This is a genomic window from Allobosea sp. Root483D1, from assembly GCF_001429505.1.
Lineage (GTDB): Bacteria > Pseudomonadota > Alphaproteobacteria > Rhizobiales > Beijerinckiaceae > Allobosea.
Window position 1 is genome coordinate 70,323 of the sequence record NZ_LMJW01000020.1, and the last position, 14,076, is coordinate 84,398.

The 14,076-nt window shown below is 67.4% G+C and carries 14 protein-coding genes; 7 read left to right on the forward strand and 7 right to left on the reverse strand.

The features are described 5' to 3' along the window. Positions 1–82 precede the first annotated feature (82 nt). Positions 83–337 carry an AbrB/MazE/SpoVT family DNA-binding domain-containing protein gene (locus ASE66_RS18930; RefSeq protein WP_057191276.1) on the forward strand — a complete coding sequence of 85 codons (255 nt, stop codon included), beginning with the start codon at positions 83–85 and terminating at the stop codon, positions 335–337. Beyond that, positions 331–651, forward strand: a complete 321-nt coding sequence (locus ASE66_RS18935; RefSeq protein WP_057191277.1) for a type II toxin-antitoxin system PemK/MazF family toxin — start codon at positions 331–333, stop codon at positions 649–651. Before ASE66_RS18930 ends, ASE66_RS18935 begins: the two co-directional genes overlap by 7 nt. Here ASE66_RS18935 and folK read toward each other — a convergent pair. From folK to folP, 3 genes are read right to left on the reverse strand one after another with little or no spacing between them, the layout of a single operon-like run. Further along, positions 639–1,163, reverse strand: coding sequence for a 2-amino-4-hydroxy-6-hydroxymethyldihydropteridine diphosphokinase (folK, locus tag ASE66_RS18940; protein WP_082613572.1), 525 nt, complete (start codon positions 1,161–1,163; stop codon positions 639–641). The genes ASE66_RS18935 and folK overlap by 13 nt on opposite strands. Then, positions 1,153–1,527 carry a dihydroneopterin aldolase gene (gene folB / locus ASE66_RS18945; RefSeq protein WP_057191278.1) on the reverse strand — a complete coding sequence of 125 codons (375 nt, stop codon included), beginning with the start codon at positions 1,525–1,527 and terminating at the stop codon, positions 1,153–1,155. Before folB ends, folK begins: the two co-directional genes overlap by 11 nt. Then, positions 1,524–2,357 carry a dihydropteroate synthase gene (gene folP, locus ASE66_RS18950; protein ID WP_057191279.1) on the reverse strand — a complete coding sequence of 278 codons (834 nt, stop codon included), beginning with the start codon at positions 2,355–2,357 and terminating at the stop codon, positions 1,524–1,526. Before folP ends, folB begins: the two co-directional genes overlap by 4 nt. Positions 2,358–2,502: 145 nt before the next feature. Between folP and ASE66_RS18955 the strand changes: the two genes are divergently transcribed. After that, positions 2,503–3,099, forward strand: a complete 597-nt coding sequence (locus tag ASE66_RS18955) for a histidine phosphatase family protein (protein WP_200964618.1) — start codon at positions 2,503–2,505, stop codon at positions 3,097–3,099. A gap of 220 nt (positions 3,100–3,319) precedes the next feature. After that, positions 3,320–7,327: a Pls/PosA family non-ribosomal peptide synthetase gene (locus tag ASE66_RS18960; protein ID WP_057191280.1), complete on the forward strand. Its 4,008-nt coding sequence runs from the start codon at positions 3,320–3,322 to the stop codon at positions 7,325–7,327. A gap of 9 nt (positions 7,328–7,336) precedes the next feature. Here the strand turns inward: ASE66_RS18960 and ASE66_RS18965 are convergent, their stop codons facing one another. Then, the gene (locus tag ASE66_RS18965) at positions 7,337–8,098 is read right to left on the reverse strand and encodes a pseudouridine synthase (RefSeq protein ID WP_057191281.1); all 762 of its coding nucleotides are present in this window, start codon (positions 8,096–8,098) and stop codon (positions 7,337–7,339) included. 389 nt (positions 8,099–8,487) lie between these two features. Here ASE66_RS18965 and aroC point away from each other — a divergent pair, with 389 nt between their 5' ends. Continuing rightward, complete coding sequence (gene aroC, locus ASE66_RS18970) at positions 8,488–9,606, forward strand: chorismate synthase (protein ID WP_057191282.1); 1,119 nt, start codon at positions 8,488–8,490, stop codon at positions 9,604–9,606. Between the two features lie 196 nt (positions 9,607–9,802). Beyond that, positions 9,803–11,089, forward strand: coding sequence for a 3,4-dihydroxy-2-butanone-4-phosphate synthase (gene ribB, locus ASE66_RS18975; RefSeq protein WP_156412240.1), 1,287 nt, complete (start codon positions 9,803–9,805; stop codon positions 11,087–11,089). A gap of 9 nt (positions 11,090–11,098) precedes the next feature. Here the strand turns inward: ribB and ASE66_RS18980 are convergent, their stop codons facing one another. Continuing rightward, positions 11,099–12,028 (reverse strand): histone deacetylase family protein, encoded by a 930-nt coding sequence (locus ASE66_RS18980; RefSeq protein ID WP_057191283.1) that lies wholly within the window; start codon positions 12,026–12,028, stop codon positions 11,099–11,101. Positions 12,029–12,260: 232 nt separating this feature from the next. On the opposite strand from ASE66_RS18980, the gene ASE66_RS18985 reads away from it, so the two are divergent. After that, the gene (locus ASE66_RS18985) at positions 12,261–12,857 is read left to right on the forward strand and encodes a L,D-transpeptidase (RefSeq protein WP_057191284.1); all 597 of its coding nucleotides are present in this window, start codon (positions 12,261–12,263) and stop codon (positions 12,855–12,857) included. Between the two features lie 26 nt (positions 12,858–12,883). On the opposite strand, the gene ASE66_RS18990 is transcribed toward ASE66_RS18985, so the two are convergent. Then, the gene (locus ASE66_RS18990; RefSeq protein ID WP_057191285.1) at positions 12,884–13,780 is read right to left on the reverse strand and encodes a metallophosphoesterase; all 897 of its coding nucleotides are present in this window, start codon (positions 13,778–13,780) and stop codon (positions 12,884–12,886) included. Between the two features lie 27 nt (positions 13,781–13,807). Then, the gene (locus tag ASE66_RS18995; protein WP_057191286.1) at positions 13,808–14,005 is read right to left on the reverse strand and encodes a hypothetical protein; all 198 of its coding nucleotides are present in this window, start codon (positions 14,003–14,005) and stop codon (positions 13,808–13,810) included. Positions 14,006–14,076 lie beyond the last annotated feature (71 nt).

Below are 14,076 nucleotides of genomic sequence, written 5' to 3' on the forward strand. Positions count from 1 at the left end.
CGCTGTAGACAGAGTTTTGTAGCTACTTTGTTGTAACGAAGTGACGCATCATCTATCCTGCTCGCGAGAGCAGGAGAGGGCGATGTTGAGCGCGGTCAAAAAATTCGGGAACTCGGCCGGCGTGCTGATCCCCAAGCTGTTGCTGTCCGAAATCGGCGCCAAGGCCGGCGACAGCGTCGAGCTCAAGGTGGAGGGCGGACGGATCGTGATCGAGCCCGTCGTCCGTCCCGCGCGCGCCGGTTGGGCGGAGGATGCACAGCGTCTCGCACGAGAAGGGGATGACGAACTCGTCTGGCCGGAATTCGGCAACGACGAGGATGCGACTCTGACATGGTGAAGCGCGGCGAGATTTGGCTGGCTGCGCTCGATCCGACAATTGGCAGCGAAATCCAGAAGACGCGCCCCTGTCTCGTCATTTCGCCGCCGGAAATCCACGACCACCTGCGGACCGTCATCGTCGCGCCGATGACGTCTGGCAGCCGCCCTGCCGGCTTCCGTGTTCCGGTGCAGTTTCAGGGCGTCGATGGATTGGTCCTGCTCGAGCAGACTCGTGCGCTGGACAAGCAAAGGCTCCGAAGGAGGTTGGGCAACGTTTCCGGCGCGACCCTCGGGCAGGTTTTGCAAACCTTGCGGGAACTCTACGCGGACTGAGCCGGCGAGGCGGCGTGCAGCCGGCGTGTTCCGTCCTCGTCCCGGCCGGCATCCTGACTCGCGATCGCCACCAGCAGATCGGCGACGCTGCGGTCCCCGATCATGATCACCGGCGCGATCTCCGCCAGCGGCGCCAGGACGAAGGCACGCTCGGCGATGCGCGGATGCGGGACCTGCAGGCCGGGGCGGTCGATCGTCTCGCTGCCATAGGTCAGGATGTCGATGTCGAGCGTGCGCGGCCCCCAGCGCTCGCGCCGCTCGCGGCCGCTCTCACGCTCGATCACGAGGCAGAGCGCCAGCAGATATTCGGCCGAGAGCGAGGTCTCGATCAACACCGCCATGTTGCGGAATTCCGGCTGGTCTAGCTTGCCCCAGGGCGCGGTGCGCCAGACCGAGGAGGTAGCCTTCAGCTCGACGGCGGCGTGATCACGCAGCCGCACCAGCGCGGCTGCGAAGGCGGCAACGGGATCGCCGAGATTGCCGCCCAGGCCGAGCGTCGCCTCAACGCTCACGCGTGAAGTCCAGCTTGATGCCGACCGATTCCATCCGGCCCGGAATCGGCGGAGCCGGCTTGCGCAAGGTGACCGCGACGCGGATCACGGCCGGATACTCCGTCAGGATGGCGGTTGCGAGTGCCCGCGCCGCGGCTTCCAGCAGCTTGAAGCGCTTGGCCGAGAAGGTGCGCGTCACCAGGCCGACGACCTCGCCATAATCGACGGTGTCGGCGATGTCGTCGCTGACCGAGGATGCCCGCAGGTCGCAATCGAGGACGAGGTCCATCGAGAAGCGCTGCCCGAGCCGGCCCTCTTCGGCAAAATGGCCGTGGTAGGCGTAAAGGTCGAGCGCCTCGATGAAGATCTGTCCGGTTGCGCTCATTTCGCTTCTCCGATCGCCGTCCAGATTTTCAGCGCGTCGACATGCTCGTCGACATCATGGGCGCGAATGATGGCAGCGCCTTGGGTGACGCCGAAGAGATGCGCGGCGATGCTGGCGGCGACACGCTCGGCCGGGACCGCCTTGCCGATGACATGGCCGAGCACCGATTTGCGCGAGGCCCCGAGCAGGACCGGGCAGCCGAACTCGCCGAGGCGGCGAAGTTCCCTGATCAGCAGCAGCGATTGCTCGGCGGTCTTGCCGAAGCGGCCGATGCCGGGATCGACGACGATCTGGCCGCGCGGCACGCCGGCCTCGAGCGCGATCGCGATCGAGCGCTCGAGGAAGCGCATGACGTCGGCGAGGATGTCGAGGCCGGGATCGACCTCCTCGCGGTTGTGCATCAGGATGATCGGCGCGCCATGACGCGCGGCGACGCCGGCGATGGCGGGTTCGCGCTGCGCACCCCAGACATCGTTGACAATCGAAGCGCCGGCCTTGAGCGCCGCGTCGGCGACTTCGGCCTTGTAGGTGTCGATCGAGATCGGAACGTCGCTTTGATCGGCGATGCCGGTGATCACCGGTATGACCCGCGCGAGCTCGCTCTCGGCATCGAGACGGATGTGGTCCGGGCGGGTCGATTCACCGCCGACATCGACGATGTCGGCGCCCTGATGCGCCAACTTCAGCCCATGCGCGACAGCGACGGAAGGATCGGCGAACAGGCCGCCATCGGAAAAGGAATCCGGGGTGACGTTGACCACGCCCATCAGCAGGGGCCTGGCGCCAAGGCTGAGCCTGCGGCCATCCGGCAATGTCAGCGTGGCGGTCATGCGACGATCGGGTTGATGCTGGAGGCTGCCTCTTACACAGGGCTGCGGGGCGCGGCCACCACAAAGCTCACGAGGCAGTGAAGGTATGCCCCTGCGGTGCTTTCGCCGCTTTGACGTCGGTGCCGCCAGCGTGCATGAGGCGGGCATGACTCCCCTGACGATTCCCGGCCGCCTCTTCCTCGTCCGCCATGGCGAAACCGACTGGAATCGGGAGGGCCGGTTGCAAGGCGGCAAGGACATCCCGCTCAATGCGCTCGGCCGCATGCAGGCGGAGGAGGCGGCGCGCCGGCTCAAGGCGCTGACCCCGGACTACGCGACCGTGGATTATCTCTGCTCGCCGATGGAGCGGGCGCGGGAGACGATGACGATCCTGCGGCGCGAACTCGGCCTGCCGGCGGAGACATTCCGCATCGACGATCGCTTGCGCGAATTGACCTTCGGCGAGTGGGAAGGCTTCACCTGGCGTGAGATCCGCAAGAGCGAGCGCGAGCTCGCCCAAGCCCGCGAGAGCGACAAATGGGGCTTCGTGCCGCCGGGCGGCGAGAGCTACCGCATGCTGGCCGAGCGCATCCGGCCGGTGCTCGAAGGGCTGGCACCGGACACGGTGATGGTCAGCCATGGCGGCGTGGCGCGGGCGGTGCTGGCGCTGCTCGGCGCGGTCGGCACGGCCGATGCGGCTCGCATCGAAATCTGGCAGGGCAAGATCCTCGTGGTCGAGGACGGCAAGGCGACCTGGATGTGACATCAGACCGCGGCAAGAGGTCGGACAGTTGAGCGCACCTCGCCTTCGCGCTTGCCGTTCAGCCGCGGTTAAGCCAAATCTGCTCATGTACGGCCGGCAGGCGAGTTTCCGCGCGGCTGCGGGTGTCCGGCCTCAGGATGTGGTGGACGCGTCGTCGCGGGGAGGCGGCCGTCCGACGTGAGATGCGGTCCGGCACTGGTCCGGACCTCGACGGGGCAGGATGAACGAGATCACCACAGTTTCGGCCGGCACTGCCGATTCAGGCGCGACGGCGCTTGCGATGCTGGCGGGCGAGAAGCGGCCAGATCTGCTGCGCGACGAGGTGCTCGCCGAGATTTTCGCCGCGAGCGTGTCGGCGCGCCCCGAACATCCGGCGATGATCTGCGGCGAGCTGCGGCTGAGCTATGCGCAGGTCTGGGCGCAGGCGCAGGCCCAGGCGCGCGGCCTCGCGCTCGCCGGCATCGGCCCGGGCGACATGGTCGGCCTGTGGATGCCGCGCGGCATCGAGCTTCTGGTGGCGCAGATCGCGATCACGCTGTCGGGCGCCGCCTGGCTGCCCTTCGACGCCGAGGCGCCGGTCGAGCGCATCGCCATCTGCCTGGAGGATGCCAGCGCCAAGGGGCTGGTGACGCAGACCGACTGGAAGGCGCGGGCGCTGGCGACCGGGCGCACCGTCTGGTGCCCGCAGCAGCTCGCCGCCGCCAGCGACGGCAAGCCGATGCCGGCCCGGCCCGCCGGGCTGACGCCGGACCATCCGGCCTATTTGATCTACACCTCGGGCTCGACGGGCGTGCCCAAGGCGATCGTCATCAGCCAGCGCAACATCTGCCATTTCCTGCGCTCGGGGAATGCGCTCTACGGCATGGGTCCGGAGGACGTGGTCTTCCAGGGCGCCTCCGTCGCCTTCGACCTGTCGATGGAGGAGATCTGGACGCCCTATCTCATCGGCGCGACCCTGTTCGTCGCGACGCCGCAGATGATGGGCGACGCCGAGAAGCTGCCATCGATCCTGAGCGACGCCGGTGTCACCGTGATCGACACGGTCCCGACCCTGCTCGGCATCCTGCCCGCCGACGTGCCCTCGCTGACGCTGATCCTGCTCGGCGGCGAGGCGTTGCCGCCCTCGATCGTGCAGAAATGGTCGAAGCCGGGCCGGCGCATCTTCAACACCTACGGGCCGACGGAAGCGACGGTGGTGGCCACAGCCGCGGCAGTCGAGCCGGGCGAGACCGTCACCATCGGCCGGCCGATCCCGAACTACACCGCCTATATCGTCGATGACGAGATGAAGCTGACCGGCGTCGGCCAGCAGGGCGAATTGCTGATCGGCGGTCCTGGCGTCGCCAAGGGCTACCATCTGCGTCCGGAGCTGACCGCCGAGAAGTTCATCGCCAATCCGTTCGGCGGGAGCGGCAGCGATCCGGTCCTCTACCGCTCCGGCGACGCCGTCAGCCTCGACGGCGACGGCAACATCGTCTTCCACGGTCGCATCGACGACCAGGTCAAGATCCGCGGCTTCCGCGTCGAGCTCGGCGAGATCGAGACGGCGCTCTCGGACGAGGCCGGCATCGGCCAGGCCGCCGTGGTCCTGCGCACCGATGACGGCATCGAGCGGCTCGTCGCCTTCCTGGTCGGCGAGCCCGGCGTGCAGATCGAGGGCAAGGTGCTGCGCGCCTCGCTGCGCGAGAAGCTGCCGCCCTATATGATCCCGGCGCATTTCGAGCCGATCGGCTCGCTGCCGCGCATGGTCTCCGGCAAGGTCGACCGCAAGATGCTGAAGGCCGCGCCGCTGACGGCGCCGGCTGCGAGCGGCGAGCAAGAGCCGCCGCGCAACGAGACCGAGGCCGCCCTGCTCGACGCCGCCAAGCGCGTGCTCGGCGCGCAGGCGCTGCCGCTGGAGGCGGATTTCTTCGTCGATCTCGGCGGTCATTCGCTGTTGGCGGCGCGCTTCATCTCGATCGTGCGCGAGACGCCGGCCTATGCCGGCATCACCCTGCAGGACGTCTATGGCGCCCGCACCTTGCGGGCGATGGCGGCGCTGCTCGATGCGCGCGGCGTGCGGGCCGCAGAGGACCTTTCCTTCACGCCGCCGCCGCTCAGGCGCCGCTTCCTCTGCGGGCTGGCGCAGGCGATCGTGTTGCCGATCATCATCAGCCTGTCGACCGCGCAGTGGCTCGGCATCTTCGTCAGCTACATGCTGCTCTCCGGCGAGGAGTTGTCGGCGATGGCGCAGGTCTTCGCGCTGCTCGGCATCTATGTTGCGATCACCATCGCCACCGGCTTCATCGCGATCGGCCTGAAATGGCTGGTTCTGGGCCGGACCAAGCCTGGCACCTATCCGCTCTGGGGCGTCTATTATTTCCGCTGGTGGTTCGCCTCCCGCGTTGCCGGGCTCGTGCACATCAAATGGCTGCAGGGCACGCCGGTGATGCGCTTCTACTGGCGCCTGCTCGGCGCCAAGGTCGGGCGCGACGTCATCATCTCCGATTACGAGGCCGGCGCGATCGACCTGGTCGAGCTCGGCGATGGCACCACACTGGGCTCCAAGACCACTTTCGCCAATGCCGAGGCGATCGGGGCCGACTTCATCATCGGCCGGATCAATATCGGCAAGGACGTCTATGCCGGCTCCGCGGTCGTGTTCGGCCATGGCTGCCGGGTCGGTGACCATGCCGAGATCGGCGACCTGACCGCGATCGCGCCGGGCGCGACCATCGGTACGGCCGAGATCTGGGACGGCTCGCCGGCGCGCAAGACCGGCATGGTCGATCTCGAGGCCCTGCCGCCCCAGGCCGAAGCGAGCGCCGGGCGGCGGGCGGCGATGACGCTGTTCTACGTGGTCATGCTGATCGTGCTGCCGCCAATCAGCCTCCTGCCGATCTTCCCGGCCTTCTGGCTGTTCGACAAGATCGACAACTGGGTCGCGACCTGGTCCGACCTCAGCTATCTCTGGTATCTGCCGATCCTGACCTGGCCGACGGCGATCGGCTTGATCAGCATCACCGTCTTCCTGATCGCGGCCTTGCGCTGGGCGATCCTGCCGCGCGTCTCCTCCGGCTCCTATTCGATCCATTCGGGCTTTTACGCCCGCAAATGGACGGTGGCGCTGGCGACCGAGGTGACGCTGGAGACGCTGTCCTCGCTGTTCGCGACGATCTACATGCGCTTCTGGTACCGGATGATGGGCGCGCGCATCGGCTCCGGCGCCGAGATCTCGACCAATCTCTCCGGCCGCTACGACATCACCGGGATCGGCGCCGGCAACTTCATCGCGGATGAGGTAATCTTCGGCGACGAGGACCTGCGGCGCGGCTATATGCGCCTCGACATGACCCGCACCGGCGAGCAGGTCTTCGTCGGCAACGATGCGGTGGTGCCGCCGGGCGCGATCATCCCCGACAAGGTGCTGATCGGCATCAAGTCGAAGCCGCCGGCGAACGAACTGATGAGCGCCGGCGACACCTGGTTCGGCTCGCCGCCGATCAAGCTGCCTACCCGCCAGAAGGTCGATCTCGGCGCCGACTGGACCTACAAGCCCTCGACGGGCAAGAAGCTGGCGCGCGCCGGTTTCGAGGCGCTGCACACCTCTTTCCCGGCGATGCTCTTCATCACCTTCGGCACGCTCGCCGTCGATCTCGTGCTGCAGCAGAAGATCTTCGACCGCGACTGGACGGGCCTTGCGTTCGCTTTCATGGGCTGCGCCGTCGTGATCGCCATCACCCAGGCGCTGATCTGCGCCCTGATGAAATGGCTGCTGATGGGCGTCTACAAGCCGGTGATGAAGCCGATGTGGTCGTTCTGGGCGATGCGGACCGAAGCGGTCTCCGTGCTTTATTGGGGCCTCGGCGGCAAGGTGCTATTCGATTATCTGCGCGGCACGCCGTTCCTGCCCTGGTTCCTGCGCCTGTTCGGCGCGCAATACGGCCAGGGCGTCTGGCTGGATTCCACCGATATCACCGAGTTCGACTGCATCAAGGTCGGCGACTTCTGCACCGTCAACGCCCATTCGGCCCTGCAGACCCATCTCTACGAGGACCGGGTGATGAAGGTCGGCAGGGTCACGCTCGGCAAGGGCGTCTGTGTCGGCGCCGGGGCGACGGTGCTCTACGACACCCATGTCGGCGACTACGCGCAGGTCGGCCTGCTCACCGTGATCATGAAGGGCGAGAACCTGCCTGCGAATACACGCTGGGAAGGCGCGCCGGCGGTGCCCGCGGCAGCGCACTAGAGCGCGCCGTCACTCGGCGGCGTGGCGACGTTCGCTCTGCAGCGGCAGCGCGATCTCGGTTGGCTGAAGCGGGCGGACCGCGCCCTTCGCCAGTTCGCCGAGCGCCAGGGCGCCGATGCCGACGCGGACGAGGCGCAGCACCTCGGCGCCGGCGGCCTCGACGATCCGCCGGATCTGCCGGTTGCGGCCTTCGTCGATCACCATCTCGATCCAGGCGTTGCGCTGGCCATGACGCAGCAGGCTGGCCGCCTTGGTCGTCAGCCTTTCGCCGTCGTCGACGGTGCCGGCCCGCAGGCGCTGCATCATCGCCTCGTCCGGCACCGTGTCGATCTGGACATGGTAGGTCTTCTCCACGCCCGAGGCCGGATCGAGGATGGTTTTCGCCCAGCGGCTGTCATTGCTCAGGAGCAGCAGGCCTTCGCTCGCCCGGTCGAGCCGGCCGACCGGCGCGACGAAGGGCAAGTCGATGCCGTCGAGGCAGGCGTAGATCGTGGGGCGCCCCTGCGGATCGTGCCGTGTCGTCAGCGTGCCGCGCGGCTTGTTGAGCATCAGATAGATGCGCTGCTCGGCGGAGACCGGCTCACCGTCGACGGAGATGCGGGCGCGGCCGATCTGCAGGCGCAGGGCGGGATCGAGGGCGAGCCGACCGTCGACGCGGACACGGCCTTCGACGATCAGCTGCCCGGCCTGGGTGCGCGAGCAATAGCCGAGCTTGGAGAGGGCGCGCGCGAGGCTGACGGGCGCTGGGCCCGGGCCGGGATGTCTGGACATGATTGTTTCCGGACGGCATTGCGGGCTGCCGGCGCCGAGATGGGCGCAGGGCGACGAGCGAGCGGCGGGGCGCGAAGGCGAAGCCTTGGGCCTGTCCGGTCGGATACGGATTGGACCTGTTGCGATGCCGCATCGGCGCGCATCGTGGCCGGACCAGCGCCACAATCCCCGAGCGGCGTCTGTCGCCGGCTCGGGGCTAGGTGCCCGCGATGATGACGCTCCCGGGACGCCAGGAGCGCAGGAGGATGAAGCCCTTGCGTCGCATGGGCGCTAGAAGCCGTGCCGTTGCCGGCCTGTCAATCCCGCGGGGCCGGGTGAACCCGGCAGGGCAGGGTTTCGCGCCGCGGCGATCCGGCTTATGAGCCATTCCAGCAAGGTTCCGGGCTCTCATGTCGCACAACACTTTCGGCCATCTCTTCCGCGTCACCACCTTCGGCGAGAGCCATGGGCCTGCGATCGGCTGCGTCGTCGACGGCTGCCCGCCGCTGATCCCGCTCCGCGAGGCCGAGATCCAGCGCGACCTCGACAAGCGCCGGCCCGGCCAGTCGCGCTACACGACGCAGCGCCAGGAGCCCGACGCGGTCCGCATCGTCTCCGGCGTCTTCGCCGACGAGAGAAGCGGCGAGCAGGTCACGACGGGCACCTCGATCGGCCTGATGATCGACAATGTCGACCAGCGCTCGAAGGACTATTCCGAGATCAAGGACAAGTACCGGCCGGGCCATGCCGATTTCACCTATGACGTGAAATACGGCATCCGCGATTACCGCGGCGGCGGCCGCTCCTCGGCGCGCGAGACGGCGACGCGGGTCGCGGCCGGCGCGATCGCGCGCAAGGTCGTGCCGGGCATGATCGTGCGCGGCGCGCTGGTGCAGATGGGCCGGCACAAGGTCGATCGCGGCAACTGGGACTGGGACGAGATTTCCCGCAACCCGTTTTTCTGCCCGGATGCGAAGGCGGCCGAGCGCTTCGCCGATTATCTCGACGGCATCCGCAAATCCGGCTCCTCGATCGGGGCGGTGCTGGAGATTGTCGCCGAGGGCGTGCCGGCGGGCCTGGGCGCGCCGATCTACGGCAAGCTCGACGCCGAGATCGCCGCAGCGCTGATGAGCATCAACGCGGTCAAGGGCGTCGAGATCGGCGAGGGCTTCGCCGCTGCCGAACTCTCCGGCGAGGAGAACGCGGACGAGATGCGCGCCGGCAATGACGGCAAGCCGCTTTTCCTCTCCAACCATGCTGGGGGCATCCTGGGCGGCATCTCGACCGGCCAGCCGATCGTGGCGCGCTTTGCGGTCAAGCCGACCTCCTCGATCCTGTCGCCCCGCGCCACGGTGAACCGCACCGGCGGCGAGACCGAGATGTTCACCAAGGGCCGGCATGACCCCTGCGTCGGCATCCGCGCCGTGCCGGTCGGCGAAGCCATGGTCGCTTGCGTTCTCGCCGACCAATTCTTGCGCCATCGCGCGCAGGTCGGCGTGGTCGAGCCGCGTTGGCCGTTCGGACAGTGACGACAGGCGTCATTCTCGGGCGAAGCGTAGCGGAGCTCCGAGAATCTCAGGACAATAAGGCGCCGACCGGAGCCTCATCTGGCCTGAGATGCTCGGTCAAGCCCGAGCACGACGGTAAAGCTGTCTGATTTCAGTATCACTGAAATTTTTTTTCCTGTTCATTGATAATGAAGCAAAGGCGTATTAGCTTCGTCTCATGAAGCTCGACGCTTGGCTCCAGCACACCAAGACCGGCCGCAGCGCCTTTGCGCGGCAGGTGGAACTGTCGCCGGCCAGCGTCACCGCGCTCTGCAACGATCCCTCCGCCTGGATTTCGCGGGAGAGCGCCGAGCGCATCACTGCCGCGACCGGCGGCGCCGTTACCCCCAACGATTTTCTGGGCCTCCAGAGCCCGCGCGAGGCCGCCATGATCGCCAGCAATGTCGCCGAGACCGTCGAAGCCTTCGCGCGCGGCGAGATCGTCATCGTCACCGACGACGATGACCGCGAGAACGAGGGCGATCTCATCGTCGCCGCCTCGCTGTGCACGCCGGAGAAGATGGCCTTCATCATCCGCAACACCTGCGGCATCGTCTGCGCGCCGCTGACGACGGGCGAGGCGCGCCGCTTGCGGCTCGACCCGATGGTTTCGTCGAACGATGCCCCGCTCGGCACCGCCTTCACCATCACGGTCGACGTCAAGCATGGGCTGACCACCGGCATCTCGGCCGAGCAGCGCACCAACACGGTGCGGGCGCTGGCCAACGGCAATATGGGCGCGGCCGACTTCGTCCGGCCGGGCCATGTTTTCCCACTGATCGCCAAGGATGGCGGCGTGCTGATGCGCTCGGGCCATACCGAGGCTGCGGTCGATCTGTGCAAGCTTGCCAATCTGCCGGCGGTGGGCGTCATCTGCGAGCTCGCCAATGACGACGGCACGGTGATGAAGGGCGCGCAGATCACCGCCTTCGCCCAGAAGCATAATCTGAAGCAGATCACCGTCGCCGACATGATCGCCTATCGCCAGGCGCGCGAGAAACTGGTCGAGCGCGTGCACTCCTTCCCGGTCAAGACCGAGTTCGGCGAGATGACCGGCCATGTCTACATCACGCCTTTTGACGACACCCAGCACTTCGCTTTCGTCATGGGCAAGCTCGGGGATGGCGAGAAGGTCCCGGCCCGGCTGCACCGCGCCAATGTCGTCGCCGACGTGCTCGGCGGCGCTTCCTCGATCCAGTGCGTGCTGCGCCGGTTCCAGCAGGAGGGCAAGGGCGTGCTGGTCTATCTGCGCGACGGCTCGGCCGGCGTGCCGATCAACAGCGTCGAGGGCGAGGAAGGGTCGGACGCGCTGCGCTCGCAGCAATGGCGCGAGGTCGGCCTGGGCGCCCAGATCCTGCGCGATCTCGGCGTCGCCTCGATCGTCAACCTGGCGTCCTCGACCCGCGCCTTCGTCGGCCTCTCCGGCTTCGGCATCGAGATCGCCGAGACCTCGCCGCTGGAGTGACGGCGAAGGCTAACCCCGCATCAGCGCCATGACGTGGGCGGCGGCCGATTTCGACAGGCCCTCGAGATCGTAGCCGCCTTCCAGGAGCGAGACGAGCCGGCCGCCGGCATGGCGGTCGGCGATCTCCATCAGCTTCTGCGTCGCCCAGGCGAAGTCGGCTTCCTTCAGATTGATGTTGGCGAGCGGGTCGCGCCAATGCGCGTCGAAGCCGGCCGAGATGATCACGAGGTCGGGCCGGAAAGCCTCGAGCCGCGGCAGGATCGCGCTCTCGAAGGCGTCGCGGAAGACATCCGTGCCGTCGCCGGCCCGCAGGGGAGCGTTGACGATGGTGCCGTGCTGGCCGCGTTCGGATGGGGCGCCGGTGCCGGGATAGAGCGGCATCTCATGGGTCGAGGCATAGAGCACGCTGGCATCGTCCCAGAAGATCTCCTGCGTGCCGTTGCCGTGATGGACGTCCCAATCGACGATGGCGACGCGCTCGGCGCCATGAGCGGCTTGCGCATGGCGCGCGGCGATGGCGGCGTTGTTGAAGAAGCAGAAGCCCATCGCCTTGTCGCTCTCGGCATGGTGGCCGGGCGGGCGCATGGCGCTGAAGGCATTGGCCACGCGCCGGGTCATAACCTCGTCGACGGCATGGACTGCGGCCCCGACACCGTGCAGCACAGCCGAGAGTGTGCCGGGGGACATGATGGTGTCGGCATCGACCTGGACGAGACCCTCCTGCGGGGCCGCCTCGACGATCGCACGTGCATAGGCGGCGGGATGGCAGAGCTCGACCTGGGCGAGCGTGCCTTCCGGGGCCTCAACGCGTTGCAGGAGCGCGAATCGCTCTTCCTGCAGGGCCTCCTCGACGGCGCGGATACGGTCGGCGCGCTCGGGATGGCCTGGCGGTGTGGCATGGCCAAGGCTGGAAGGGTGGCTGATCAGCAGCGTCGTCACGCGCAGGTCTCCGAAGTCGGTAGGCGAGCCGGATCGTCTAGGCTCCGAGCGTGACCATATTGTCACTGCAATGCAGCAAGACGCCAGAGCAAGACTGGAACTTCATTGCCTCCGAAACATTTGAGCCGTAAGACCGGTCTGCGTTCGATCCGGGCCGTGCCTAGTCGGGTCACCGTTTTTTAACGAAGCATTCATCATAACGAGCGTCGTTTCGGCGTCGGCGGTGGAAACCATGAAGCAGACTTTCGTTGCGGTGCTCGGCCTGTCGGTGCTTCTCGGCGCCTGTCAGTACAAGACGGTGCATGCGCCGTCGCTGTCGGCACGCGATGCCGAATACATGGCGCTCGTTCCGAATTTCGAGACGCAGATCACGCATCTGCCTTACGAGATCACTGATCCGACCGGTGAAGAGCCCGGCACGATCATCGTCGATACCACGGAGAAGTACCTCTACTTCGTCCTGCCCAACAAGAAGGCGATCCGCTACGGCGTCGCGACCGGCGACGAGGCCTTCGGCTGGACCGGCACCGCGGTGATGCAGCGCAAGGCGGAGTGGCCGCGCTGGACGCCCCCGGCCGAGATGATCGCGCGCTGGCCGCATCTGGCGCCGCGCGCCGGCGGCATGGAGGGCGGGCCGGAGAACCCGCTCGGTGCCCGCGCCCTCTATCTCTATCAGAACGGCAAGGACACGCTCTACCGCATCCACGGCACCAACGAGCCGGAGACGATCGGCCGCTCGGCCTCCTCGGGCTGCATCCGGATGCGCAACATCGACGCGATCGACCTCTACAACCGCGCCGCGGTCGGCGGGAAGGTCATCGTCCGCTAACAGGGACGACGCGCCAGCGTCGCCCGTCAGCCCAGTTCGATCAGGACGATCTCCGGCGGCGCGCCCAGCCGGATCGGCAGCTTGCTCGTGCCGAGCCCGGCCGAGACGACAAGGTCGCGGCCATTCTCCCGGACAGGGCCGTAGGCATAGCGGTTGCCATAGCGCGACGGCACGATCGGCGACCAACCGAACAGCCTGACCTGGCCGGCATGGGTATGGCCCGAGAGGGTCAGCCCGACGCGAGCCGGCGCTTTCGCGAAGATGTCGGGCTCGTGGGCCATCAGGATCAGCGGCGCGTCGTCGTCGACCATGGCGAGCGTGGCCGGAAGATCGTCGACGCCATAACGGAAGCCGCGTGGCCTGCGCCGCAGGACGAAGGCCTCCTGGTCGCCGAGCCCGGCGATCCAGAGCGGGCCGGCGCTGGTCTCGAGCCTGAGGGCCCGGTTCTCCAGAACGGGGATGCCAGCCTGCTCCAGCGCGATCCCGGACTGCGTCGGCCCGCTCAGTTCCTTCTGGGCGCGCTCGTCTTGCCACCAGTCGTGGTTGCCGAGGATAGCGAAACGCCCGGCCGATGCCTCGAGGCTGGCAAGCTCGGCAGCCCATTCGGCAGGCGCGGGATCACTTGGGCGGCGGGCGCGGCTGGCGACGAAGTCGCCGAGCAGCAGAGTGAGGTCAGGTTTGAGCGCATTGGTCTGCTCGACGATCTGGCGGACGCGTGAGACCGGCATATGCGGGCCGCCGACATGCAGATCCGCGATCACGGCGAGCCGGAGCCGCTTGCCGTCGGGCCAGCTTGCGGGCTTCAGCCGATAGCGGGTCACACCTTGATGTGTCGGCTCCCAGGCATAGGCGTAGCTGCTGAGCCCGAAGCCGGACAAAAAAAGACCGGCGAGAGTCTGAAGGACTCTGCGCCGGTCAAGCATGGAGGGTCTCAGTAGGAGGTCGTCGTATCAATCTTCGAAGCCATTGCGCAGGAGCGCCGGAACGTCCCTGTGCTGCGAGGTCAACGCGGCCGGGGCCCAGCGGGTTCCCGCCAGAATGGCAGGAATCGCGATCGGACGGAAGCGCGATGCATAGGCCTCGCGTGCGCTGGCATCATGGAAGCTGGCGGAACGGTGCGCGGGGTGGCGCGGCTTATGCGTCGACATGGTCCTCGGCTTCCAGTTCAGCGGGCTGGCAGTTCCTGGCCGCCAGCACCTGCAATGTCGCTGCCGATCGG